The sequence below is a fragment of the Mycobacterium paraintracellulare genome, from assembly GCF_000276825.1.
Classification (GTDB): Bacteria; Actinomycetota; Actinomycetes; order Mycobacteriales; family Mycobacteriaceae; genus Mycobacterium; species Mycobacterium intracellulare.
On sequence record NC_016948.1, the window covers coordinates 2630396 to 2655441 of the forward strand.

Here is a 25046-nt window from a genome sequence, read left to right on the forward strand (position 1 = left end):
TGCGGGACAATGAGCCGATGATCGAGTTAGAGGTGCTTGCGGCCGACGTGACCAAGCTCGACGTGGACGCGATCGCCAACGCCGCCAACACGCAGCTGCGGCACGGTGGCGGCGTCGCCGCGGCCATCTCGCGCGCGGGCGGGCCCGACGTGCACCGCGAATCGACCGAGAAGGCGCCGATCGGGCTCGGCGAAGCGATCGAGACCACCGCCGGCGACATGCCCGCGCGCTACGTCATCCACGCGGCGACCATGGAACTCGGTGGGCCGACCTCGGCCGAGATCATCGGCGCCGCCACGGCTTCGACATTGCGCAAGGCCGACGAGCTCGGCTGCCGCACGCTGGGGCTGGTGGCCTTCGGCACCGGTGTCGGCGGGTTCCCGCTCGACCAGGCCGCCCGGCTGATGGTCGACACCGTCCGGCGGCACCAGCCGGACTCGCTGCGCAAGGTGGTGTTCGCCGTGCACGGCGACGCGGCGGAGCAAGCGTTTCGGGCCGCGCTGCGGGCCTAGCTCTCGGAAAGGTAGCGCTCGACGGAGGCAACCTTCTGCGTCATCGCGTCGCTGGCCCCGGTGCGCCAATCGGCCTTGATCACCGTGCTCACCCGCGGCGCCCGGGCCGCCACGGCCTCGACGGCGCGCTGCACCACCGCCATGACCTGCTCCCACGTGTCGCCCTCGATCACCGTGAACATCGAGTCGGTCTTGTTGGGCAGGCCGGACTCGCGAACCACCCGAACCGCCTCGGCGACGATCTCGCCGACACCCTCGCCCACCCCCATCGGGGTGACGGAAAACGCGACGAGCACGGACACCCTGTCGAGCGTACCCACCCCCGCCCCGGCCGGTCTGGCACCATCGAGGCCCATGCGGGTGTTGGTGCAACGGGTCTCGTCGGCGACGGTGACGGTCGACGGCGCGGTGGTGGGAGCGATCCGGCCGGATGGCCAGGGGCTGTTGGCATTCGTCGGCGTCACCCACACCGACGATCGCGACAAGGCCCGCCGGCTCGCCGAAAAGCTCTGGAACCTAAGGATTCTCGCCGAGGAGCGGTCCGCGGCCGACGCAAGAGCCCCCATCCTGGTCATCAGTCAGTTCACCCTGTACGCCGACACCGCCAAGGGCCGCCGCCCGTCGTGGAATGCGGCCGCCCCCGGGCCGGTGGCCGAGCCGCTGGTGGCGGAGTTCGCCGCGACGCTGCAGCGGCTGGGCGCCGAGGTACAGACCGGGGTATTCGGAGCGAACATGCAGGTCGAGTTGGTCAACGACGGCCCGGTCACGGTGCTGCTCGAACTCTGAAGGGTACGTTGGCCCCGTGGGCACGACACCTGAATTCGGATCGCTCCGCTCCGACGACGACAACTGGGACATCGTCAGCAGCGTCGGCTACACCGCGCTGCTCGTGGCGGGATGGCGTGCCTTGCACGCCGTGGGCCCGCAGCCGCTGGTGCGCGACGAATACGCGAAGGTCTTCATCGCCGCCTCGCGGGACCCGTATCTGGCGGGGGTGCTTGCGAACCCGGGCAGCACCGAGGACGAGACGGCCTTTCCGCGGCTGTATGGCGTGCAGACCCGGTTCTTCGACGACTTCTTCGTCGGCGCCGGCCAGGCGGGCATACGCCAGGCGGTGATCGTCGCCGCCGGCCTGGATTCGCGGGCGTTCCGCCTTGAATGGCCCAACGGCACAAGGGTCTTCGAGGTCGACTTGCCGAAGGTCCTCGAGTTCAAGGCGCGTGTGCTCGACGAGCAGGGTGCCGCGCCGAAGGCGAACCGGATCGAGGTCGCCGCCGATCTGCGCACCGACTGGTCGCGGCCCTTGGAGGCGGCCGGGTTCGACGTCGAGAGCCCGAGCGCCTGGTCGGTGGAGGGGTTGCTGCCCTACCTGACCGACGAGGCGCAACACGCGCTGTTCACCCGGATCAGCGGGCTCAGCGCGCCGGGTAGCCGGATCGCGATCGGCGCGCTGGGGTCGCGGCTGGACCACGACCAGCTCCACGCCTTGGAGGCGGATCACCCGGGGGTCAACGTGTCTGGCAACGTTGACTTTTCGGCTCTGACGTATGAACCGCAGTCCGATCCCGCGGAGTGGCTGACCGCGCACGGGTGGGCCGTCGAACCCGTCCGCAACACGCTCGATTTGCAGGCCGGTTACGGCATGACCCCACCGGAGGTCGACGTCAAGATCGACAGTTTCATGCGGTCCCAATACATCACCGCCACCCGGTGAAGGCCTAGGGCTGCAGCAGGATCTTCACATCGTCGCCGGAGCGCGATTCCGCGGTCGCATAGCCCTTGGCCGCGTCGTCCAAAGGCATTGTCGTGGTGAAGATGCCGTCGACATCGAGGCGGCCGGACTGCAGCAGCGGGATCAATTCCGGCCAGGTTCGCTGCACCGGCGCGGTGGTCATCCGCAACGTGATGCTGCGGATCAGGCAGCCCAGCGCGTTGAGCGGGAACGGATTCATGTCGTGCACACCGACGACCGAGACGGTTCCGCCCGCCCGGACGGCGTTGAGCGCCTCGGTCAGGGATGCGTCGGTGGCGACGGCGTCGATCACCGCATCGACGCCGCGGCCGCCGGTGGCGGCAAGGATCTCCTCGAGCGCCGGCGCCTTGACGGGTGTCGCCCCCCACCGCGTGGCGCGCTGTAACCGGCCGTCGACCTGATCGACGGCGAAAACCGTTGCCGCGCCCTGAAAAAGCGCGCTGCGCAGCGAGCACAGGCCGACCGCTCCGAGGCCGATCACCGCCACGGTCCCGCCGAACGGAATGTCGGCGCGCTGCGCCGCGGCCCAGCCGGTGGCGAGATTGTCGGTGAGTAGCAGCGCCTGCTCGGTGCTGATGCCCTCGGGCATCTTCAGGAGCTGGAAATCGGCGGCGGGCACCGCGAGCAGATCGGCCTGCGCGCCACCGAGCACTCCGCCGCCGAAGATCTGAAAGCCGGAGTGGCACATGACCGGATCGCGGCTGGCGCACCCCGCGCACGCGCCGCAGCCGGCGACCGACGACACCATGACCTGATCGCCGACCTTGACGTTGCGCACCTGCGGCCCGGCGTCCACCACCGTGCCGATGGCTTCGTGGCCGAGGGCGATGGGATCGGGCATCGGGAAGTCGGCCTCGTAGAAGTGCAGATCCGAGCCGCAGATTCCGGCGGCGGTCACCTCGACGATCGCTCCGTCCGGGCCCGGCAGCGTTGGGTCGGGGCGGGTGTCGACCCGGATGCTGCGGGGCCCATCGACGACTACCGTGCGCATATCGGTGTGCTCACTTCCCTTGTCGCGCTTGATCTTTCTGGCGCACTACAAATTGTGACCAGTCTGGTTCACGCACCGCCGACCAGTACTCGTTGAGGCGCCACGGGCTGACGGTGTGAATCTCGCCGTCGGCGTTCTTGAAATACGAGTGCTTGACCGCCGGGTGTGACCACACCATCTTCTTGATCTGGGTCTGCGTCCGCCGGTGCCAGTCCGTAGCGGCGTCAAGTTTCGGCTCGACCGAATGCACATCGGCCTCGGCCAGGCGCGCCAGGCATTGGTCGATGTAGCGCATCTGCAGTTCGGACTGGAAGATCAGGCTGCCCCCGTGGGCCAGGTGGGTTCCGGGCCCGTAGACGATGAAGAAGTTCGGGAACTGCGGGACGGTGATCCCGAGGTAGGCATACGGCCTGCTCCCCCACATCTTGTGCAGGTCGACGCCGTTGCGGCCGGTGATCTTCAGCGGCCACAGCACGTCGGTGTGCCGGAACCCCGTTGCGTAGACGATGACGTCGACGTCGTGCGCCACTCCGTCTTCGGTGACGATGCCCTGCGGCGTGATCCGGTCGATCGGTGTGCGCACCAACTCGACGTTGTCGCGCTGCAGCGTTTTCAGCCAGCTGCCGTTGTCCTGCAGCGTGCGCTTGCCGCAGGCGGGATAGTCCGGCAACACCTTGGCCAACAACGGCGAGTCTTCGCCGACCTGGCTGGTGATCCACTGGGAGAACATCATGTGCGCGCCGGCGTTGATGTCGCTGACGGCGTGGTCCTGATCGGCGTAGTTCGGGTCGCCCTCGGCGGCGTCGAGGCCCTTGTCCGAGCCGGGCCATAGCACCAGGAAGCGATACCACCGGCCGTAGAACGGCAGGTGGCGCATCGCCCAGCGCACACCGTCGCCGACCTCGTCGTGATACATCGGGTTCGGGAACATCCACTGCGCGGTCCGCTGGAACACCGTCAGGCGCTCGACCTCCTCGGCGATGGCGGGCGCGATCTGGAACCCGCTGGCGCCTGCGCCGACGAGCGCGACCCGCTTGCCTTTGAGGTCCACCGAGTGATCCCAGGCCGCCGAGTGAAACGACGGGCCCCGGAAAGTCTGTGCTCCGGCGAATTCGGGAATGTTGGGCCTGTTCAGCTGGCCCACCGCCGTGATGAGCGCGCGTGCGCGCAGGGTCGACCTGCGGCCGTCGGCCGATCGCAGCGACACGGTCCAGGTGCCGTCGTCGTCGTCCCATTCGGCCGCGAGAACCTCGGTCTGCCAACGTATCCGGTCGGCCAGGTCGTGTTCGTCGATGACCTTGGTGAAATAGTCCTGCAGCTCGTTTTGCTCGGCGAAGAAATGGGTCCAGTCGTTGTTGGGTTCGAAGCTGTAGCAATAGAAATGGTTCGCGACGTCGACACGGGCGCCGGGATAGCGGTTCTCCCACCATGTTCCGCCCGGGCCGGCGTTCTTCTCGACGATGGTGAACGGAATGTTGGCCTGCTTGAGGCGCACGCCGGCAAGGATGCCGGATTCGCCGCACCCGACGACCAGAACCGGAAGCTGCGCCGCGCGCTCTGCCGGCAACGCGGCCGGCCGCCGGGGGTCGACCCCGTCGAGGTCCAGTTCTTCGGAAACCAGGGACAGATAGTCGTCGGGAACGTGCTCACACGCCGCCCAATCCATCATTTCCCTGATGAGCTCCGGGCTCAGCGGCGCCGGTTCGGGGCAGCCGCGATCCCGATACTCGGTGATCACCGTCAGCGCCTCGGCGCGGGCCCGCGCCTTGTCCTCCTCCGACATGAACCCCTGGACCTCGTTGAGGAAGATGCCCATCTGCTTGTAGTCGCGGATGAATCGGGGGTCGCCGGTGATGTGGACGAGGGAGAGCAGCAGCGTCGGGATGCTGACATCCTCTAGGGCGGCGGCGATCTCGGGCGTGGACGTGGTGAAGGGATCGCCGGCGTAGCGGCTGCGCATCAAGCCGATCCTCTCGGTGGTTTGGAAGCCAATTACGCTACGCGTAGTTTCGTAATTGGCAGCACTACGCTACCCGGTCGCTCGGTGCGGGATCAAGGGATCAAAGGCGGTGGCAGGCCGAACGGCGTCGCGGCCCGCTCGGCGGCGACGGCCCGTAGTGATGGGGCGCAGCTCAGGACCCGCTGGCCACGTCAGTGACGTCCGTACTAAACTAGAACACGTTCCAATTCGGCGAGCATCCCAGGAGTTGTAATGCACACCCCTATTTGCGACGAACTCGGCATCGAGTTCCCGATCTTCGCCTTTACCCACTGCCGCGACGTCGTCGTGGCGGTCAGCAAGGCCGGGGGGTTCGGCGTGCTCGGGGCCGTCGGCTTCACGCCTGAGCAGCTCGAGATCGAGCTCAAATGGATCGACGAGAACATCGGCGACCACCCCTACGGCGTCGACATCGTCATCCCCAACAAGTACGAGGGCATGGACTCGCACCTGTCCGCGGAGGAGCTGGCCGAGACGCTGCGCAAGATGGTGCCCCAGGAGCACCTTGACTTCGGGAAGAAGATCCTCGCCGACCACGGCGTGCCGGTCGAGGACAGCGACGGCGACACCCTGCAGCTGCTCGGCTGGACCGAGGCGACGGCCACACCCCAGGTCGAGGTGGCGCTCAAGCACCCGAAGGTGAAGATGATCGCCAACGCGCTGGGCACCCCGCCGGCCGACATGATCAAGCACATCCACGAGGCCGGACTCAAGGTGGCCGCGCTGTGCGGCTCCCCCTCGCAGGCCCGCAAGCACGCGGACGCGGGCGTCGACATCATCATCGCGCAGGGCGGCGAGGCCGGCGGGCACTGCGGCGAGGTGGGCTCAATCGTGCTGTGGCCGCAGGTCGTCAAGGAGGTCGCTCCGGTTCCGGTGCTGGCCGCCGGCGGCATCGGCAGCGGCGAGCAGATCGCGGCCGCGCTGGCGCTGGGCGCACAGGGCGCGTGGACCGGATCGCAGTGGCTGATGGTCGAGGAATCCTCGAACACCCCGGTCCAGCAGGAGGCCTACGTCAAGGCGGGCAGCCGCGACACCGTCCGCAGCCGGTCGTTCACCGGCAAGCCGGCCCGCATGCTGCGCAACGACTGGACCGAGGCGTGGGAGGCCCCGGAGAACCCGAAGCCCCTCGGAATGCCGTTGCAATACATGGTGTCCGGCATGGCGGTTCGTGCCACGAACAGGTACCCGAACGAATCCGTCGATGTCGCGTTCAACCCGGTCGGTCAGGTCGTCGGGCAGTTCACCAAGGTGGAGAAGACGTCGACGGTCATCGAGCGCTGGGTGCAGGAGTACCTGGAAGCGACCAACAGGCTCGACGAGCTCAACGAGGCCGCCTCCGTCTGACGGCGGGGCTTGCCCGGCCGGCGGGGCTAGACGTCGTCAACGTCCTGCCGGCCGGTGAACACTTCCTTCGTCCGGTCCAGGGCGTACGTGCCGATGTCGATGGAATTCTGAACGATTCCGCTGGCACCGCCGGCAAGGTCACCCCGGATGATGTCGCTGGCGTGCTCGACGATGTCGGAGGCTTTCTCGACGGCGTTGGTCGCGATGTCCCTCGCCGCGTCGACCGCATCTTTGGGATTGAAGGCCACTCGAGTCTCCTTTGTCGCAGGTTCGTTGCCCTGAACTCTAGACGGGACGAGGCCCCATTTCTCGGCGGCGGTGGGCTTCAGTAGTGCACGAGGGTGCGCCAGTAGTCTTCGGGAATTTCGGCCCCCGAGCGCAGTATTCGGGCCAGACCGATGGCCATCGCGATGCCCAGCAGCCCCAACCACAGCCCTGCCACCGCGATGACGCCCCACAACACGGCGGTGACCGCGGGCCACGGCGAAAACACGGCCAGCACGGGCGCGAAGAAGAATCCGGTGCCGATGTACCACGCCGACCCGGCGCGATCCGAGGCCAGGACGAAACGCAGCCAGCGGGGCACGGGCGACGCGCCTTGCACACCACGCTTCATCGTCGTACCGATCAGTCGGAGGGCGGGAAAAACCCTGCGCCGGTAAACCATCCGGGCTGCCATCCCTGCTCCCCCAGGCACAGCATGGGAAGCCCGTCCGGAGTCTGCGCCGCCGCCTGCGAGCCCGGGCATTTCGCGCCGGTCTGCTGGACCCCGTAGAGCGGATAGGAAGCGACCCAGTACCCGGTGGTGGCCGCCGGGAACTGGTTCGGCGGCGGGAAGTGACAGGCCTCGGCCTGGCCGCTGGGCCCTCGTCCGAAGATGAAGCGCTCGTAGTTGTCGCACGGCGCGCCCAGCGAAGCTTGATAATTCATGCCCGGGACGTCGCCGTCGTAATGCGGGTCGGCGGCCGCGCACGGCGCCATGCCGATCGTGATGCCCGCTATCGAAGCGGCGCTCAGCAATTCCCGAATCATGTTCCACCCCGCCTGTCGTCGCCGGTGACCTGCACCAAAGCATATCGGTCGGGCCGCGGGCCACAAGACGGTTTCGGCGCGCGGCCGCGATCCCCGCCGGCGCACGACCGTGGCCGACAAAGCGCACCCGCGGAACACGTTCCAATTTGCCCCCGACGATCTTGCGTCAATGCTTCCCAACCGTGGTCCGGCAATGGTTTCCTTGCACAAGGACGCCTAGACGACTTCGTATCGAGGAGTGCGCCATGTCAACCGTCGAGCCCAGCACCAAGCCGGTCCCCAATCTGCCTCCAGGCTTCGACTTCACCGATCCGGACATCCACGCCGAGCGATTGCCGGTGGAAGAACTGGCCGAGCTGCGCCGCACGGCGCCGATCTGGTGGAACGAACAACCGATCGGTGCCGGCGGGTTCGACGACGGCGGCTTCTGGGTGGTGTCCAAGCACAAGGACGTCAAAGAGGTCTCGCTGCGCAGTGACGTGTTCTCCAGCCTGCAGAAGACCGCGCTGCCGCGCTACAAGGACGGCACGGTCGGCGAGCAGATCGAGCGCGGCAAGTTCGTCCTGCTCAACATGGATGCCCCGCAGCACACCCGGCTGCGCAAGATCATTTCGCGGGCGTTCACGCCCCGGGCCATCGAGCGCCTGCGCGAAGACCTCGCCGAGCGGGCCCGCCACATCGTCGAGCAAGCGGCCGCCGAGGGCCGCGGCGACTTCGTCGAGCAGGTGTCGTGTGAACTGCCGCTGCAGGCCATCGCCGGGTTGATGGGTGTGCCGCAGGAAGAACGCAAGAAACTGTTCCACTGGTCCAACGAGATGGTCGGCGACCAGGACCCCGAATTCGCCAACAACGACGCCATCACCGCCTCGGTCGAACTCATCATGTACGGCATGCAGATGGCGGCCGAGCGGACGAAGAATCCGGGGGAAGACCTCGTCACCAAGCTGGTCCAGGCCGACATCGACGGACACAAGCTTTCCGACGATGAATTCGGCTTTTTCGTGATCCTGTTGGCGGTGGCCGGAAACGAGACCACCCGCAACTCCATCACCCAGGGCATGATGGCCTTCACCGACTTTCCCGACCAATGGGAGCTGTTCAAGAAGGAGCGCCCCGGCACCGCCGCCGACGAGATCGTCCGGTGGGCCACCCCGGTCACCTCGTTTCAGCGCACCGCGCTCGAGGACTACGAACTGTCCGGTGTGCAGATCAAAAAGGGTCAGCGGGTCGTAATGGTCTACCGCTCAGCCAATTTCGACGAGGACGTCTTCGACGATCCGTTCACTTTCAACATCCTGCGCGATCCCAACCCGCACGTCGGGTTCGGCGGAACCGGCGCCCACTACTGCATCGGGGCGAACCTGGCGCGCATGACGATCGACCTGATGTTCAACGCGATCGCCGACGGCATCCCCGACCTCGAATCCATCGGCAAGCCCGAACGCCTGCGGTCGGGCTGGCTCAACGGGATCAAGCACTGGCAGGTGGACTACCACACCGATGGCAAAGCGAAAGCCCCTGCCGCGCACTAAGCTAAGCCGATGCCCAAACATCAAGCTGTCCGGATCCAGTCCGCAGGCGGCCCCCTAGAGCTGGCCGAAGTCGAAACCCAACCACCCGGCCGCGACGAGGTACGACTGACGGTCGGCGCGTGCGGGATCTGTGGCACCGACGCGCACTTCGTCAACGGGGGGTTCCCGGGCATCTCGTGGCCCCTGACGCCCGGACATGAGATCGCGGGCAAGGTCGCCGAAGTCGGTGACGGCGTGCAGGATTTCGCGATCGGCGATCGCGTCGCGGTCGGTTGGTTCGGCGGGTGCTGCTACCACTGCGATCAATGCCGCAAGGGCCTCTTCATTCACTGCGCGAACGGGAAGGTGCCGAGCTGGCAGTATCCCGGCGGATACGCGGAATCGGTGACCGTCCCGGTGAGCGCCCTGGCCCGGATACCGGCCGAGCTCTCCGACGCCGAAGCCGCCCCCATGGGGTGTGCCGGCGTCACCACCTACAACGCGTTGCGTCACACGAAAGCCTTGCCCGGCGATCGCGTGGCGATACTGGGCGTCGGTGGCCTGGGCCACCTCGGCGTGCAGTTCGCCCGGGCGATGGGCTTCGAGACCATCGCGATCAACCGCGGCAGCGGCAAGGCCGATGACGCCCGGAAACTGGGCGCCCATCACTACATCGATTCCACCGCCAACGATCCCGCCGAAGCGCTGAAGGACTTGGGCGGCGCGACCGTCGTCCTGGCCACCGCGGGCAATTCGAAGGCGATGGCCGCCACCGTCGGCGGCATCGTCCCGCAAGGTGAACTGGTCACCATCGGCGTCACGCCCGAGCCGCTGCCGATCAGCCCCGTACAGCTGATCACCCCCGGCGTCAGCATCGTCGGGCATCCCTCCGGTACGGCCAAAGACGTCGAGGACACCATGCATTTCGCGGTCCTGTCCGGCGTTCGGGCGTGGATCGAGGAGTTACCGCTGGCGCAGGCGGCCGACGGCTATGCGGCGCTGGAGCAGGGGCGAGCGCATTACCGCACCGTCTTGACCATGTGACAGCGTCGGTCCGTGACTTCTGAGAAGGGCGCGACGTGGACGATCGGCCCGCCCGACGGTGAACTGTTGCTCCACACCGGTGTTGCCGGGCGAGCGGCGCGGATGGGCCACCGCCTCACCATCGTGATGTCGCGCTGGCGTGCCACCGTGAATTGGGCGGGTTCGCGACCCGTCAGCGCCGAACTTGCGGTCGACGTCGGTTCCTTCGCCGTGGTGAACGCCGAGGGCGGCATCAAAGGGCTGTCCGCGACCGAGAAGGCCCAGGTGCGCTCGAATGCATTGAAGTCGTTGGACGCCAAGCGATTTCCCGAGACTCGCTACAGTGCGGATGTCATCGAGCGGGCCGGCGACGGGTACCGGCTCACCGGCACGCTCGAGATCCATGGCACCTCGCGAGACCACGTCGTCGACGTGCGCACCGAAGATCTCGGAAACGCGTGGCGCATATCGGGTGAAACCGCCGTCCGGCAAACCGATTACGGCGTCAAGCCCTACTCGCTGCTGATGGGCTCGGTCCAGGTCGCCGACGACGTGTCATTGACGTTTACCGCGGTTCACGCCAAGGACGGGTGAACAAAACTTCCGGGCGAAATCAGGGCTGCCCGCCCGCCGCGCGCGGCGCCGAATCGGCCGCGTCGCCCGCGTCCCCGGGGATGTGCTCGAGCACGCGGGTCAAGTAGGGCTGCCCGTTACCCGGATCCGGCTGCCGATCGCCACCGACGCCCGGCTGCTCTTCCGGCGCGGCCGGCTCGGCAGCGGACTCGCCGGCGGCGGGCGGCTGGGTGGGTCGCTTGACCGGTGGGGGCGCCGGAAGCGGCGCGACGGCCGGGGCCGCCTCGGCGGCCTGGGGCGTGGACGGGTGGGTGGTGTGCTTGGACGCGGGCGCGCTGGCCGGGCCCACGTGGATCCCCACCGCCAGCGACACCGAGCCGACGAACGTGACCGCACCGGCGGCCAACGCCGTGAGGGCCCCGGCGTACGACAGGTGCCGCTGTCGTGCCGGCGCTGAGGAAATGGGTTCGCTGTGGTGCGCCACCAGCTGGTCGTCGGTGAACTCGGTGCTGCGGGCCGCGGACAGCGCCGCGCCCCGTGCGATCGTCACCTGGGCCATCGATTGCACGAAAACCGGTACCGGCAAGGCCTTTTCGAGTTGCCATGAGAAACCGTCGATGTCGCGGTGTGCGCCGACGACGACAACCCCGCCGGGTTGCCATCCGTCGCGGTCGAACATGCCGGTCAGCCACCGGGTCAGGCCGTCGAGGCCGCCGCGCACCTGCTTGGTCGCCGTCTGGGTCTCGCCGTCCTGAGTGTCGACCATGACGACGGTCGTGGCGTCATGGTCGAGAATGCAGACCGCGGTCTGTTCGTAACCGATGACGGGTGCGATGGCCTGCGCCAGGGTCTCGATGGCCTCGAGGAACCGGACCGGCACGACGTTGTCGAAACCCGCGTCGGTCAACGCCTCCAGCACCAGTGCCGCCTGAGCGGCTGCGTCGTCGTTCCAGGTCACCCCGATGACGCGCAGTCGTTGATCGCTCGCGGCCGCCGCCGTGTCGACCCGCAAGACCTCGTCGACGACTTGCTCCGCGGTGTTCACGGCGCGGACACCTCGGCCGGCGCGCAGCGCCAACTCCTGGTGATCCAGGATGGTGCCGTCTGCGCCGTGTCCCTCAGCGAGGACCCAGCCGACGGCGGTCGGCGTCACTGACAGGCCAAGTACCGTGTCCAAATCTATGCCCCAATCGGTCCCGCGCCTCGGCTCCCAGACGCACCGACGCGCACCATCAAACCGCTGGTGCGGAGGTTCGTGAGGGCCGGAACAGACACGGGATAGCGTGGTCTTCATCGGCTTGCTTCGACAGAGCCTACGCGGTCGGCGCAAACCGGGCGGCGCCGGTCCACATCGCCTCGCGACACGCCGATAATCCCAATTGGGTTGATCGGATGGGGACGCCGCGCCGTTCTCATCGGATATGCACACAATTCCGGTGTCCCTGTGCACCCGATGCCCGATTCAGACGGTCGACGGCGCGACACGCACTCCCGCTGACCGTCCGCCGAAAGCGCATCTGGGTCGATCGGGCGCGCGCTGTGTCTATCGCGCGGTCTCAAGGGCTTTCGGCGCCGCGCACACCGGAGGCCGCCGCCGGCCGGCGACTTTTGCGGCGGCTCGGTTAAGCGGACGCCGAGCGGGTACTCGCCGATGGTCGCCGCCCGGGTCCCCGGGTGGCGAAATTGCGAGGTAAAAGCGATACGAAACCGAGACGCGTCCGCGTCCCAATCGACATTTGACGGACTTACACGGTAAATTCCTGTGAGACCGCGATCACATTCGATCACATCCGACAAGGGGCAGGTATGACAGATCTGAGCGAGAAGGTCCGGGCCTGGGGGCGCCGACTTGTGGTCGGTGCAGCCGCGGCTGCAACGCTGCCGGGCCTGATCGGTATTGCCGGCGGCGCGGCGACCGCGAATGCGTTTTCGCGTCCGGGCCTGCCCGTCGAGTACCTGCAAGTGCCGTCCGCGGGAATGGGTCGCGACATCAAGGTCCAGTTCCAAAGCGGTGGCAACGGCTCCCCCGCGGTCTATCTGCTGGACGGGCTGCGGGCTCAAGACGACTACAACGGCTGGGACATCAACACCCCGGCGTTCGAGTGGTACTACCAGTCGGGTCTGTCGGTCATCATGCCGGTCGGCGGTCAGTCCAGCTTCTACGCCGACTGGTACCAGCCCGCGTGCGGGAAGGCCGGCTGCTCGACCTATAAGTGGGAGACCTTCCTGACCAGCGAACTGCCGCAGTACCTGGCCTCGAACAAGGGCGTCAAGTCCACCGGCAGCGCCGCGGTCGGCATCTCGATGTCCGGCTCCTCGGCGATGATCCTGGCCGTGAACCACCCCAACCAGTTCGTCTACGCCGGATCGCTCTCCGCGCTGCTGGACCCGTCCCAGGGCATGGGCCCCTCGCTGATCGGCTTGGCGATGGGAGATGCCGGCGGTTACAAGGCGGACGCCATGTGGGGCCCGTCGAGCGACCCGGCCTGGCAGCGCAACGACCCCAGCCTGCAAATCCCGGCGCTGGTCGGTAACAACACCCGGCTCTGGGTGTACTGCGGTAACGGGACACCGTCGGAGCTGGGCGGGGCGAACATGCCTGCCGAGTTCCTGGAGAACTTCGTGCGCAGCAGCAACCTGAAGTTCCAGGACGCGTACAACGCGGCCGGCGGCCACAACGCCGTGTTCAACTTCAACGCCAACGGAACACACAGCTGGGAGTACTGGGGAGCCCAGCTCAACGCCATGAAGCCCGACCTGCAGAGCGCGCTGGGCGCTTCCTCGGGCGGCGGCGGATAACCCTATTCACCTGACGCCACTACTGCGCTTGACGACACGTCAGGCGCAGTAGTGCGTTAAGGGGCGGCGATTCACGCCAGAATCGTCGCTATGCCCCGCAGCGCGCGCCCGCACCGCGTCCGTCTCGTTCCCCTGTGTGTCGCCGTGGTCGGCGGCCTGGCGGTGTGGGCGGCGCCGGCCCGCGCCGACGACGCGAATCCCCTGACCCCGTTGGTCGACGCCGCCGCGCAACGGCTACAGGTTGCCGACCCGGTGGCCGCCTATAAATGGAAAACCCACGGGGCAATTGAGGACCCCGTTCGCGTCCGGCAGGAATTGGCAAAGCTCGGCGACGACGCCGTCGCCGCACGCATCGACCGCGACTACATCACCCGGGTCTTCGGTGACCAGATCGGCGCGACCGAGGCCATCGAATACGGCCGGTTCGCGGATTGGAAACTCAATCCGGGTGACGCCCCGGCCGACTCCCCGGACCTCGCGGCCTCGCGGTCGACGATCGACGGCCTCAACCAGGCGATGCTGGCGCAGATATCGGCCAACTGGGACGTGCTGCACTCGCCGGCGTGCGCGGGCCAGCTCGACGCCGCCAGGGGCGCCGTCGTCGCGAGTCGTCGGCTTGACGGCCTCTACCGACGCGCCCTCTGGTCAGCGACGCAATCGTATTGCCAGCAATAATTTAATTTTTCCTCACCATTTCCTAACCGTCGAATTTGGCCTGGCGATAACGCGATTTCCGCAGATAGAAGGCATATCTCGCACCATTTTCGAATAGGTAACGCTTTGGCCACACGCGCCGAAAACCTTGACATGAAGAATCTCTGCAAGCTTCTCGTCAAGTCCATAGCGGTCGGCGGGTTCGTTGCAGCATCGATGGCTTCGTCCACGGGTGTGGTGAGCGCGGACGCCGCTCCCAACTGGGACGCGATCGCTCAATGCGAATCCGGCGGCAACTGGCACGCCAACACCGGAAACGGCAATTACGGTGGACTGCAATTCAAGCCGGCCACCTGGGCGCGTTACGGCGGCGTCGGCAACCCGGCGGCCGCCTCCAGGGAGCAGCAAATCGCCGTGGCCAACCGGGTTTTCGCGGAAGAGGGCGTGGAGCCCTGGCCGAAGTGCGGCGCGCAGTCCGGCCTGCCGATCGGTTGGTACTCGCACCCGGCGCAGGGCATCAAGCAGATCATCAACGGGTTGATCCAGGCGGCCGTCCCGCACTGATGACACGCCCGCGTGGTCTATGACCCGGCACGAAGCTGTGTTTGGATCAGCCCATGGAAGGTTCGGCGACTGTTCACATGGCGGCGCCCGCGGCCAAGATCTGGGATCTCATCGCGGACGTGCGCAACACCGGACGGTTTTCCCCGGAAGTTTTCGAGGCCGAGTGGCTGGGCGATGCGACCGGCCCGGCCCTTGGCGCGAAATTCCGCGGCCACGTCCGGCGCAATGAAATGGGACCCGTGTATTGGACGACCTGCAAGGTCACCGCGTGCGATCCGGGCCGCGAATTCGGCTTCACCGTGCTGCTCGGTGATCGGGAGGTCAACAACTGGCACTACCGCTTGGCGCCCAGCGGCGGCGGGACCGACGTCACCGAGTCGTTTCGGCTCAACCCCGCGCCCTGGCTGGGCGTGTACTGGTTGTTCGGCGGATTTCTGCGCAAGCGCCGCAACATCCGCGACATGACCAAGACGCTGAACCGCATCAAAGACGTGGTCGAGGCCGACGCGTCGTGAAATCGGTCTTCATTACCGGCGCCGGCAGCGGCATGGGCCGCGAAGGCGCAAAGCTGTTCCACGCCAAGGGCTGGCGGGTGGGCGCGGTGGACCGCAACGACGACGGCCTGACCACGCTGCAGCAAGAATTGGGCGGCGACCGGCTGTGGACCCGCGCCGTCGACGTGACGGACAAGGCGGCCCTGGACGGCGCCCTGGCCGACTTCTGCTCCGGCAACGCCGGCGGCGGCCTCGACATGATGTGGAACAACGCCGGCGTCGGCGAATCCGGGTGGTTCGAGGACGTGCCGTATGACGCCGCGATGCGCCTCGTCGATGTGAACTACAAAGCGGTGCTGACCGGCGCCTACGGCGCGCTGCCTTACCTGAAGAAAACCCCCGGCAGCCTGATGTTTTCGACGTCGTCCTCGTCCGCGACTTACGGCATGCCCCGCCTCGCGGTCTACTCGTCGACCAAGCACGCGGTCAAGGGCCTGACCGAGGCGCTCAGCGTGGAATGGCAGCGGCACGGGGTGCGCGTCGCCGACGTGCTGCCCGGTCTGATCGACACCGCCATCCTCACCACGACGACCAACCACTCCGGCGACGCCGCCGCGCCGAGAACCGCCGAGGAGTTGCGCGCCACCGCCCCCAAAAGAGGCCCGCTGCGGCTGATGCCGGCCAGCAGCGTCGCCGAAACCGCGTGGCAGGCCTACCACCATCAGAAGCGGCTGCATTGGTATGTGCCCAAAAGCATTCGCCTGATTGACTTCTTCAAGGGCCTGAGCCCCGAACTCGTGCGACGCAGTATCGTCAAGGCCCTACCCGCGCTAGCGCCGAAGCGGCAGTAAGGAGGTCGGCTGGTGCAAAACCGCTTGCCCACAGTCGCTTTGATCCTGGCGGCGGTCGTCGTCGGCGTGGCGGGGTGCAGCGCGGCGCAGACGACGCCCCGCCGCGCCGCCCGCCTGACCATCGACGGCGCCACACATACGACACGTCCCCCCGCGTGCCGGCAAGACCAGATGTACCGGACCATCAAGATTCCGGACCACGACGGCGGCGTCGAGGCGGTGATGCTGCTCAGTGGCTACCGGGTCATGCCGCAGTGGGTGAAGATCCGCAACGTCGACGGCTTCACCGGCAGCTTTTGGCAAGGCGGCGTGGGAGACGCGCATGTCGACCTCGCCCATGACGCGTACACCATCACCGGCAGCGCGTACGGCATCAACAGCAGCAATCCCAACAAGGTGGTGACCACCGAATTCAAAATCGTCGCGGAGTGCTGACTCCCCCGATGCGCGCGGCCTACGCTCGTAGCGACACCTGAGCGAGGGAGGGCCGGTGAAGGAACGACTGCACTGGTTCGCGATGCACGGCTTCATCCGCGGCGCCGCGGCGTACGGCGCGCGCCGGGGTGACGTCCAGGCCCGGTTGATCGCCGATCCGGCGGTGGCGGCCGATCCGGTGCGCTTCTACGACGAGGTCCGGGCCCGGGGCAAACTGGTGAAGGGTCGCGTCGCCTACCTGACCGCCGATCACGCGCTGGCCCACGAGCTGTTGCGGTCCGACGACTTCCGGGTGGTGATCTTCGGATCGAATCTGCCCGCGCCCTTGCGATGGCTCGAGCGCCGCACCCGCGACGACCTCCTGCACCCCCTGCGTGCCCCTTCCTTGCTGGCCGTCGAGCCCCCCGACCACACCCGCTACCGCAAGACCGTGTCGGCGGTGTTCACGCCCAGGGCGGTCGCCGCCCTGCGTGAGCGCGTCGAGCGGACGGCCGCCGACTTGCTGGAGCAGTTGACCGGTGAGTCCGGCGTCGTCGACATCGTCGGGCGCTACTGCGCGCAACTTCCGGTCTCGATCATCAGCGAGATCCTCGGCGTTCCCGAGTCGGACCGGCCGCGGGTCCTGGAATTCGGTGAGCTGGCCGCGCCGAGCCTGGATATCGGGTTGCCGTGGCGGCAGTACCGCAGCGTGCAGGACGGGATCGCTGGCTTCAGTTCCTGGCTCGCCGAACACCTGCAGCGGCTGCGCCGGGAACCCAGCGACAACGTGATGAGCCAGCTGATCCAGACCGCCGAAAGTGGCTCCGCGGAGACCTATCTCAACGAAAACGAGCTTCAGGCGATCGCCGGACTGGTGTTGGCGGCGGGCTTTGAGACCACCGTGAACCTGCTCGGCAACGGGATTCGCACGCTGTTGGACGCGCCCGAGCACCTCGACGCGCTACGGCGACGACCGGAGCTGTGGCCCAACGCCGTCGAGGAGATCCTGCGGCTGGAATCGCCGGTGCAGCTGACCGCCCGGATGGCGCGGGGCGATGTCGAGATCGCGGGGCACCAGGTCGCCCGAGGCGACCTGGTGCTGGTGTACCTGGCCGCCGCCAACCGGGATCCGGCGGTGTTCAGCGACCCACACCGCTTCGACATCGAAAGACCAAACGCCGGGCGGCATCTCGCCTTTTCCGGTGGCCGGCACTTCTGTCTCGGGGCGGCGTTGGCACGCGCCGAGGGCGAAGTCGGGCTGCGGACGTTCTTCGACCGCTTCCCCGAGGTGCGCGCGGCAGGCGCCGGCAGCCGGCGCGAGACCCGCGTGCTGCGGGGATGGTCGTCGCTGCCGGTGGCGCTCGGGCCGGCCCGGTCGATGGCCGCCGCCGAAAGCTGACCGATCGCGATTGCGGCGCGAACGGCCGCAGTAGTTGACACCGGCGCGGCAACCGAGTTTATTTGCCGGTATGACAGAGGTATCTATGATCGCGGTCGAGGATGTCGTCCGTGGGCTGTGGCAGGCCCTTTCGCGCCGCGACTGGGAGGCGATCCCGACATTCTTGTCCGACGACTGCCTCTACGTCGACATGCCGGTTCCGGCCTTGTCGGCCCGCGGCCCCGAGGGCATCGTCAAACGACTCAAGATGGGTCTGGAACACCTGGCGGGCTACGAGAACCACACCGGCGTGCTGGTGTCCAACGGTTCCGACGTGCTCTACGAGCACTCGGAGACATGGACATTCGCGACCGGCGAACAGGGCGTGTTGCGGTTCGTGACCGTCCACAAAGTCGTCGACGGCAAGATCACCGTCTGGAAAGACTATTGGGACATGAACAGCCTCGTCGCGTTCGCTCCCCCGAACCACTTCGAGGGCTTGGCGAACGGCGATGTGAGCTGGGTGTTTGACGCGTCAGCATTGGTCTGAATCACACGTTCGCGAATTGCGCCGCCGCGCAACGTAATGCGCCGGCTTGGCACGCGCTGCCGTGGAATGCCGGCATGGCCACCCCTCATAGACCATTCCGGCACTCCCTCGGCACAACGGCGATAGGGCTTGGCTACAACCCGCCCTGGTGCGGATATGACACGTAGTCACCAGAACTGGTGGCGTGGCGACCCCCACTGCGTGACGCGTAGGGCGGAGGCGCCGAAGCGGCGACGGTAACGATGGCTGCGTCGACGAACGCAGCGCGGGACAACATGTGCCCAAACCTCCTTGTTGCCTCAGTTTGGTGACGTTGCCCGATTCGTCTCCCGAAGCCTATGCGCCCCCGCGGCGGGTTACAGCGGAATTTGTGAAAAATGTCGTGGCCGCGCTTTCGCGGCCGAAGACCGGGCTACCCGAGGTCGTAGATCCTGCGGGCGTTCTCGCGGGCGATGAGATCGACCACCCGGATGGCGTCGGCCTCGCTCCAGTCGCCGCGGTCGACGAATTCGCGTAGCACCCGATGTAGGCCCCGGCGCCACAGGACCGCCCCGAGAAAGTGCAGTTCCGCGGGACCGAAACCGTCTGACGAGTAGAGGATCTTGGAAAAGGGTGCCAGCTCCAGCAGCCGCCCGAGGAACGCCGGCGACCGCGCCCCCAGGTGGTTCACGCTCAGTCCGCCATCGAGGTAGACGTTGTTGAACGCCTGCGCCAGATAACCGGCCTCACGCTCGTAGGGATAACAGTGCAACAGCACGATCGGGACGTCGGCCGACCGGCGCAGAAAGTCAAGCAGCAGGGACGGATTGGCCTTGTGCAGGTCGCAGTCCCGATCGCCGAACCCGACGTGGAATTGCAATGGCTTGCCGAGTCGCAACGCCTGATGCAACCCGAACCGCAGCAGGATCCGGTCCCGCAATCGCGTCCCGCCGCGCGCGCGCCACCGGTCGGCGGCCTCGGCGACCTCCGCCGTCGACGGCTCGCTGAGGTCACCCTCGAAACCGCCCCGGTAGGCCAGGATCGATTTGGTGCCCACGGCGTCGGCCGCGCGCCGATGCAGGATCTCCTCGAACGCCGCCGCATAGTCACCCGCGGCTTGGGCGGCCTGTTCGGCCACCTCCTCGAGACGCACGATTTCGTGCGCACGGCCGCCCGACATCCGGGCGATCTGCCCGACGCCGGCGACCCCGCCCCCGCCGATCCCGGTGTCCACCAGCCAGTCCCCGACGCCGGCGGCCGATAGGAACACCCGCGCCAGTTCGTCTTCGGCGAACTGGCGACGACGGTCCCAATAGGCCTGCGGGTCGACGTGCTCGGGCAGGCCGAGGGCGGGGGCGCAGTGCGCGCGCACGGCGAACCCGAGTTGGGAGTCGAAACCCGAGTCGGCGATGGGCTCGGTGTTGGCCTCGTTGAGTGCGTTCTCGAATCGCCGTCGGTCGCCGGCCGCCAACCAACAACCGTGGACGTGCTGATCGATCAGCGACACCGCGCCGATGTGCTCGGCCAGGTCGCGGGTCTCGGCGCTCATCAACGGCCCGTCACAGGCTCCAGGCCATGCGGAATCGGTCCGCCAGCTGCTCGGGGTCCAGATCGCCGTAGCGTTCGTGTTCCAGTCGGCGAACCGCGACCACCATGTCGACCGCCGGATCGCCCAGGATGCACCGCATGCGCTCCGAAGCGTCCAGCGCCGCGATCGCCTCGGCCTGCGAATCGGTCAGGCGCACCACGCCGTCACGCGCGCGGTCGGCATCGGAGCGGGCCGCCGGGTCGACCGTGACCTCCGGCGGCAGCGGGGCCCCGGATTTGATGCCGTCCAGCGCGAGCCCCAGGATGGCCGCCGACGCCAGGTACGGATTGGCCGACGGGTCGACGATCTTGACCTCGACGTTTCCGCCGCGCGGGCTGGCGGGTCCGCCGGTGACGAATCGCACTGCGGCCTCGCGGTTTTCGGTGCCCCAGCACGCGTAGGCGCCGGCCCAATTGCCGGGCCGCATCCGCAGACCCGAGACGACCGATCCGCACAGCACGCCCTGGGCTTCCGGCAGGCCACCAACCACGCCCGCCACCGCGCTCTCCCCCGCCGGCGTCATGCCCGCGGCGCCCGCGCCGCCGCAGAACAGCGGACCTTCCGGCGTCGTCAGCGAAAAATGTTGGTGCGCACCGGATCCGACGGCACCGGCGAAGGGCGCGGGTGACAAGCTGATGCGCAGGCCGTGGCGGCGCGCCGCGCGGCCGATGATGAGCCGCATCAGTATCAGCTGATCGGCGGCGGCGACCGGCGGTTGCGGCGGCAGCGAGATCTCGAACTGGTTGGCGCCATACTCGGGGTGGAATTGTTCGATCGCGACGCCGGCTCCCGTCGCCGACCCGATCACCTCCCGGATGAACGCTTCACGCTCCAGCACGCCGGCGAGGCCGTACGGGGCCCACACCGCCGACGGCAACCGGCCGCCGTCCGGCGCGACCAACAGGAATTCGATTTCGTGCCCGACGGCCGCCTCGATGCCGGCGTCGTCGAGCGCCGTTTCTATGCGCCGCAGCGTTCCCCGGCCGCACGTGGGGACCGGCGTGCCGTCCTGGGAGAAAAACGCGGCGGGCGCCCACGCCAGGCCGTCGCCCACGATGCGCAACGCGGACAGGTCGATCCGGAGCCGCTGGTCCCCCACCACGCCGACGTCGGCGGTGAAGGCGATGCCGGTCTGGTCGATGGCGAACGCGTGCCAGGAGGGGCTGGCGCCTAGGCCGGGATCGGCGAAGGTGTTCGTCTGGCGGATCGGAACGGCCTTGGCCAGGGTGAGCCCGGCGGAATTGACGACGGTGCCGATGACCGTGTCGACGCCCTCGCCCTCCAGCTGGGCAATCGCCGCGGCGGCAAGCGGTGTGCCGGTCATGGCAGTCATTCTGCAGCCTCGTGGTGGTGCGGTCGGGTAATCGTCCCGCGTGGCCGGTCAGTTCTGGCGGCCGACGAGTTCGGAGACGAAGCGATCGAGGAATCCGTCCACGGGGGCCCGACCGGCCGGCCGGATGACGAATTTCGTCAACCCGGCCTCCAGGTACGCGTCCAGTTGGCGGTGCAGCTGAGCCCACCCGGCGGCGATCAGCTCGCCGGGGTCGAGGTCCGGTCGGCGCTTGCGGACCGCCGCGGCCAATTCCGCGGGCAGCTCGCCCTCGGTGACGGCCAGCGAGATCCCGAAGTGGTCGGGTTCGATGTGCCGGCCGGCCCGCTCCGCGGCCCGTTCGATCGCCTCGCGCCCGGTCCTGGCCTCCGCCGGGGTGAGGAAGCTGCCCAGCCAGCCGTCGCCGAGCGCTCCGATACGCCGAAACGCGGCGGGCGCCGAACCGCCCAACCAGATGTCCAGCGGCGGCACCGGTTTCGGGGCGATCGCCGCGCCGGTGACGGTGAAGTATTGGCCCGTGAACGTGGCCGAATCCCGTTCCAGGGCCGCGCGCAGCACCCGTAGCGACTCGTCGAAGACCGCCGCCCGCCGACCGTCGGGAACCACGAACACCTCGCGCTCGGCCGGTATCGCCGATCGCAAGCCGAACACCGGAAGGACCCGCTTCGGGGCGACGGCCGCCAGCGACGCGAGCTGCTTGGCCACCAGCACCGGATGCCGGCCCGGCAGCACCGCCACCGAGGTGCCCACCTTCAGCCGGCTCGTCCGGGCGAGCGCGTACGCCATCCCGACCGTGGGGTCGACGGCCGGCGAGTACACCAGCTCGGAAAACCACAGCGAATCCACGCCGTTGGCCTCGAGGTGGTCGACGATGGCGGCCAGCTGATGTGGGGCGGTGTCCGCGCCCAGCCCGACGCCGAAGCGAACCTTCACCCGAGCCTCCTCCTGCGTGGTCTCACCCGTCGCGCAACGCCGCGGCGCCCCGTTTTGTGCCCGCGGCGCGCGTCATCGCCTGCTGCCCGGAGTTCGGAGGGCGCAAACGGCTATGCGCGGCTGGGAATGGTGAGCTTGCAGGCCTGGCCGATGTCGAGGGTCCGCAACACCCGGCCCATGCCCACCCACAGCGCGCAGGACAGCGCCAGGTCGGCCAGCAGCTCGTCGGAGAAGTGTTCGGCGCAGCGCGTCCAGAAGTCTTCGTCGTCGCGCAGGCCGGTGTGGTCGGTGGCGAAGCGGTCGGCGAACTCGGCCGCCAGCCGCTCCTGGTCGCTGTAGCCGGGCCAGGTGCGCCATTCGTGGACGTGGTCGTACAGCTCCTCGTCGACACCCGCGGCGGGTCCGTCCTCGTCGCGGGTGTTGACGCAGACGACGCATTCGTTGCGGTGAGCGATCACGGCGCGCGCCAATTCGCGCGTGCGTAACGGCAACCGGTTCTTGGTGTAGACCGCCTGGCTGAAGGCACCGAGCGCGCCGCCGATGTCCGGAGACTTCACAAACCAGCCGGCCAGGTCGTCGTCAGCAAATGTTCCGATTCGGCTCATGGCGTGATGGTACGCCCGCCTAAGGACCTGGGTCGCGGTTGTCGCGAAACGGGTGGAGCCACCTGCTAGCGAGCGGCCGGACCGATCGCCGCGGTTGGCGTTTCCTCATGCCAATCACGTTGGGCGAGAACCCGATGCGCGACGCGTTCGAGCGCGGCCTGCACCGCGCGGCGGTCCGGGCGGCCCTCGAAGCCCGGCGAGCGGGCGAGCTTGTCCACGAGCCAGGCCACCAGCAGCGAGTGCACGTAGCCGACTTGCTGGGCCCCGGCCGGGGTGAGCGACAGTTGGTCGCCGTCGCTTCGCGCGTAACCGCCGGCGGCCAGGCGCGCGAAAGTGGGCTCGAGAACCTCGAACGGTATTCGGTGATAGTCGGCCATGTCGGTGAGACGGGCGGTCCCGTACATCTGCGTGTAGCGATTGATGCGCAGGACCCCCCACAGCCCGGCCACGTCGAGCCGGCAATCGGGCCGCATGGCGATGCTGCGCAACCGCATGCCGGTTTCGCCGCGCAACATCCGTGCGATCGCGTTCTCCAGCATCTGGTCCGGCGTCTCGGAGGTCGGCATGCCGAACGCGTCGCCGAGATCGACTGTGCTGTCGTGGATATCCCGCAGCGGGACCTCGCGCAGGAACAGGGCCAGCACGAAACCGACCACGGCCACCGGCGCCGCCCACAAGAAAACCTCGGTCAGCGAATCGGCGTAGGCCGCCACGATGGGCGCGGCCACATCGTGTGGCTGCCGGTGCAGGGCCCCGGGCGAGCTGACCGCGTCGGGCGGCGCGCCGCTGGCCGCCAGGGCCGGGCCGATGCGGCGGTCGAGGAAGTTCACGAACAGCGAGCCGAATATCGCCGCCCCGAAAGAACTTCCGATGGTGCGAAAGAACGTCACCCCCGAGGTGGCGACGCCGAGGTCTTCGAAATTCGACGTGTTCTGCACGATCAGAACCAGCACCTGCATGGACAATCCGATCCCGGCGCCCAGGATGACCAGGTACAGCGACTGGATCAGGGCGGACGTCGACGGCTCCATCCGCGACATCAGCAAAAACGCCAGCGCCATCAGCGCGGTGCCGGTCACCGGGAAAACCTTGTAGCGGCCGGTGCGGCCGACCAGGGTTCCGCTGCCGGTGGAGGTGATCAGCATCCCGACCACCATGGGCAGCGTGCGCAGACCCGAGGTCGTCGCCGAGACCCCGTTGACGTACTGCATATAGGTCGGCAGGAACGTCAGCGCGCCCAGCATCGCAAAACCCACGACGAAGGACAGCACGCAGCACACGGCGAACACCGGACTGGCGAACAACCGGATGGGCAGGATCGGCTCGGCGGCGCGACGTTCCACCACCACGAAAACGCCCAGCGCCACCGCGGCGCCGACGAACAAGCCGATGATCGTCGGCGACCCCCACGCGTACAGCGTCCCGCCCCAGCTGGTGGCGAGCGTCAGGCCCGCCGCGCCCAGGCCGACGAACACGATTCCGGAGTAGTCGATGATCGGCTTGGCGGACGCGCCCAGCGCTGGAATCGCCGCGGCGGCAACGAAAATGACGACCACGGAGATCGGCACGTTGACCCAGAACGCCCACCGCCAGGTCAGGTAATCGGTGAAGTAGCCGCCCAGCAACGGCCCGATCACCGTCGTGACGCCGAAGACCGCCCCGAGGATGCCCTGGTACCGGCCCCGCTCCCGCAGCGGGACGACCTCGCCGATCAGCGCGCTGGCGGTGACGGTGATGGCGCCGCCGCCGATCCCTTGCAGCGCACGCGCTCCCACCAGCATGGCCATCGACTGGGACAGCCCGCACAACGCCGATCCGACGACGAAGAAGACGATCGCCGCCTGGAACACCCGCTTGCGCCCGTAGGAGTCCCCGAGCTTGCCGGCCAGCGCGGTGACGACGGTCGATGCGAGCAGATAGCTGGTGACGACCCAGGACTGATGGCCGGCGTCGCCCAGGTTGGCGACGATCGTCGGCAGCGCGGTGGCGACGATGGTCTGGTCCAACGCCGCGAGCAGCATCCCCAGGACGATCGCGACGAAGATCAGGTTGCGCCGTTGCGGGCTGATCAGCTCGCCGCTGGGCGCGGAATTCGCCGCCGGGGTCGCCTGGGTCACCGCTGCTCTCGGGCTCGTCATGCCGGCCCGACGTTACCTACCTTGCCCGCCG

General features: G+C 67.9%; 27 protein-coding genes. 15 read left to right on the forward strand and 12 right to left on the reverse strand.

Translation table 11 applies throughout. From position 1 onward, the window contains the following. Window positions 1-17: 17 nt before the first annotated feature. A complete protein-coding gene (locus tag OCQ_RS12220; RefSeq protein WP_026071388.1) occupies window positions 18-512 on the forward strand; it encodes a macro domain-containing protein in 495 nt (164 codons plus the stop codon). Here OCQ_RS12220 and OCQ_RS12225 read toward each other — a convergent pair. Then, entirely contained in the window at window positions 509-814 is a 306-nt protein-coding gene (locus tag OCQ_RS12225) for an MTH1187 family thiamine-binding protein (protein ID WP_014382583.1), read from the reverse strand. The genes OCQ_RS12220 and OCQ_RS12225 overlap by 4 nt on opposite strands. Window positions 815-866: 52 nt before the next feature. Here OCQ_RS12225 and dtd point away from each other — a divergent pair, with 52 nt between their 5' ends. Then, entirely contained in the window at window positions 867-1298 is a 432-nt protein-coding gene (gene dtd / locus OCQ_RS12230) for a D-aminoacyl-tRNA deacylase (RefSeq protein WP_009956813.1), read from the forward strand. 16 nt (window positions 1299-1314) lie between these two features. After that, window positions 1315-2226: a class I SAM-dependent methyltransferase gene (locus OCQ_RS12235; protein WP_014384716.1), complete on the forward strand. Its 912-nt coding sequence runs from the start codon at window positions 1315-1317 to the stop codon at window positions 2224-2226. Between the two features lie 4 nt (window positions 2227-2230). Here the strand turns inward: OCQ_RS12235 and OCQ_RS12240 are convergent, their stop codons facing one another. Then, window positions 2231-3256, reverse strand: a complete 1026-nt coding sequence (locus OCQ_RS12240) for an alcohol dehydrogenase catalytic domain-containing protein (RefSeq protein ID WP_014384717.1) — start codon at window positions 3254-3256, stop codon at window positions 2231-2233. Window positions 3257-3266: 10 nt separating this feature from the next. Further along, the gene (locus OCQ_RS12245; protein WP_014384718.1) at window positions 3267-5216 is read right to left on the reverse strand and encodes a flavin-containing monooxygenase; all 1950 of its coding nucleotides are present in this window, start codon (window positions 5214-5216) and stop codon (window positions 3267-3269) included. A 252-nt stretch (window positions 5217-5468) separates the two neighbouring features. Between OCQ_RS12245 and OCQ_RS12250 the strand changes: the two genes are divergently transcribed. Next, window positions 5469-6599: a nitronate monooxygenase gene (locus OCQ_RS12250; protein ID WP_014384719.1), complete on the forward strand. Its 1131-nt coding sequence runs from the start codon at window positions 5469-5471 to the stop codon at window positions 6597-6599. Window positions 6600-6625: 26 nt separating this feature from the next. On the opposite strand, the gene OCQ_RS12255 is transcribed toward OCQ_RS12250, so the two are convergent. The 3 genes from OCQ_RS12255 to OCQ_RS12265 all read right to left on the reverse strand — a co-directional run bounded on the left by OCQ_RS12255 (window position 6626) and on the right by OCQ_RS12265 (window position 7631). After that, window positions 6626-6847, reverse strand: coding sequence for an Rv1893 family protein (locus OCQ_RS12255; protein ID WP_008256834.1), 222 nt, complete (start codon window positions 6845-6847; stop codon window positions 6626-6628). Between the two features lie 77 nt (window positions 6848-6924). Then, window positions 6925-7215, reverse strand: a complete 291-nt coding sequence (locus OCQ_RS12260; protein WP_014380152.1) for a hypothetical protein — start codon at window positions 7213-7215, stop codon at window positions 6925-6927. Window positions 7216-7226: 11 nt separating this feature from the next. Continuing rightward, a complete protein-coding gene (locus tag OCQ_RS12265; protein ID WP_008256836.1) occupies window positions 7227-7631 on the reverse strand; it encodes a hypothetical protein in 405 nt (134 codons plus the stop codon). A 245-nt stretch (window positions 7632-7876) separates the two neighbouring features. On the opposite strand from OCQ_RS12265, the gene OCQ_RS12270 reads away from it, so the two are divergent. From OCQ_RS12270 to OCQ_RS12280, 3 genes are read left to right on the forward strand one after another with little or no spacing between them, the layout of a single operon-like run. Then, window positions 7877-9163 carry a cytochrome P450 gene (locus tag OCQ_RS12270; protein WP_008256837.1) on the forward strand — a complete coding sequence of 429 codons (1287 nt, stop codon included), beginning with the start codon at window positions 7877-7879 and terminating at the stop codon, window positions 9161-9163. Window positions 9164-9172: 9 nt separating this feature from the next. Continuing rightward, window positions 9173-10186: an alcohol dehydrogenase gene (locus tag OCQ_RS12275; RefSeq protein ID WP_014384721.1), complete on the forward strand. Its 1014-nt coding sequence runs from the start codon at window positions 9173-9175 to the stop codon at window positions 10184-10186. 12 nt (window positions 10187-10198) lie between these two features. After that, window positions 10199-10759, forward strand: coding sequence for a YceI family protein (locus OCQ_RS12280; RefSeq protein WP_014384722.1), 561 nt, complete (start codon window positions 10199-10201; stop codon window positions 10757-10759). A 19-nt stretch (window positions 10760-10778) separates the two neighbouring features. On the opposite strand, the gene OCQ_RS12285 is transcribed toward OCQ_RS12280, so the two are convergent. Next, window positions 10779-11915, reverse strand: a complete 1137-nt coding sequence (locus OCQ_RS12285; RefSeq protein WP_026071387.1) for a DUF7159 family protein — start codon at window positions 11913-11915, stop codon at window positions 10779-10781. A gap of 629 nt (window positions 11916-12544) precedes the next feature. On the opposite strand from OCQ_RS12285, the gene ag85B reads away from it, so the two are divergent. The 8 genes from ag85B (at window position 12545) to OCQ_RS12325 (ending at window position 18442) form a co-directional block, all read left to right on the forward strand. Then, window positions 12545-13537, forward strand: a complete 993-nt coding sequence (gene ag85B, locus OCQ_RS12290) for a diacylglycerol acyltransferase/mycolyltransferase Ag85B (protein ID WP_009952996.1) — start codon at window positions 12545-12547, stop codon at window positions 13535-13537. Between the two features lie 90 nt (window positions 13538-13627). Continuing rightward, a complete protein-coding gene (locus tag OCQ_RS12295) occupies window positions 13628-14212 on the forward strand; it encodes a chorismate mutase (protein ID WP_232065598.1) in 585 nt (194 codons plus the stop codon). A gap of 105 nt (window positions 14213-14317) precedes the next feature. After that, window positions 14318-14755 (forward strand): resuscitation-promoting factor RpfC, encoded by a 438-nt coding sequence (gene rpfC, locus OCQ_RS12300; protein WP_014380156.1) that lies wholly within the window; start codon window positions 14318-14320, stop codon window positions 14753-14755. A 35-nt stretch (window positions 14756-14790) separates the two neighbouring features. After that, on the forward strand, window positions 14791-15270 hold the full coding sequence (locus tag OCQ_RS12305) for an SRPBCC family protein (protein WP_170320593.1): 480 nt from the start codon (window positions 14791-14793) through the stop codon (window positions 15268-15270). Further along, window positions 15267-16100 carry an SDR family oxidoreductase gene (locus OCQ_RS12310; RefSeq protein WP_014384724.1) on the forward strand — a complete coding sequence of 278 codons (834 nt, stop codon included), beginning with the start codon at window positions 15267-15269 and terminating at the stop codon, window positions 16098-16100. The genes OCQ_RS12305 and OCQ_RS12310 overlap by 4 nt, the downstream gene beginning before the upstream one ends. Window positions 16101-16112: 12 nt before the next feature. After that, window positions 16113-16535 carry a lipoprotein LpqH gene (locus OCQ_RS12315; protein WP_008256850.1) on the forward strand — a complete coding sequence of 141 codons (423 nt, stop codon included), beginning with the start codon at window positions 16113-16115 and terminating at the stop codon, window positions 16533-16535. Between the two features lie 55 nt (window positions 16536-16590). Then, on the forward strand, window positions 16591-17913 hold the full coding sequence (locus OCQ_RS12320; RefSeq protein ID WP_014384725.1) for a cytochrome P450: 1323 nt from the start codon (window positions 16591-16593) through the stop codon (window positions 17911-17913). A gap of 85 nt (window positions 17914-17998) precedes the next feature. Then, a complete protein-coding gene (locus tag OCQ_RS12325) occupies window positions 17999-18442 on the forward strand; it encodes a nuclear transport factor 2 family protein (RefSeq protein ID WP_014384726.1) in 444 nt (147 codons plus the stop codon). A 412-nt stretch (window positions 18443-18854) separates the two neighbouring features. Here OCQ_RS12325 and OCQ_RS12330 read toward each other — a convergent pair whose 3' ends face one another. From OCQ_RS12330 to OCQ_RS12350, 5 genes are all read right to left on the reverse strand, one after another. Next, window positions 18855-19970: an amidohydrolase family protein gene (locus tag OCQ_RS12330; RefSeq protein ID WP_014384727.1), complete on the reverse strand. Its 1116-nt coding sequence runs from the start codon at window positions 19968-19970 to the stop codon at window positions 18855-18857. Between the two features lie 10 nt (window positions 19971-19980). Further along, window positions 19981-21333: a type I glutamate--ammonia ligase gene (locus OCQ_RS12335; RefSeq protein ID WP_014384728.1), complete on the reverse strand. Its 1353-nt coding sequence runs from the start codon at window positions 21331-21333 to the stop codon at window positions 19981-19983. Window positions 21334-21390: 57 nt separating this feature from the next. Then, window positions 21391-22272, reverse strand: a complete 882-nt coding sequence (locus OCQ_RS12340; protein ID WP_014384729.1) for a TIGR03854 family LLM class F420-dependent oxidoreductase — start codon at window positions 22270-22272, stop codon at window positions 21391-21393. Window positions 22273-22382: 110 nt separating this feature from the next. Then, window positions 22383-22877: a carboxymuconolactone decarboxylase family protein gene (locus OCQ_RS12345; RefSeq protein WP_009953008.1), complete on the reverse strand. Its 495-nt coding sequence runs from the start codon at window positions 22875-22877 to the stop codon at window positions 22383-22385. 65 nt (window positions 22878-22942) lie between these two features. Then, window positions 22943-25015 (reverse strand): MDR family MFS transporter, encoded by a 2073-nt coding sequence (locus tag OCQ_RS12350; protein WP_176476798.1) that lies wholly within the window; start codon window positions 25013-25015, stop codon window positions 22943-22945. Window positions 25016-25046 lie beyond the last annotated feature (31 nt).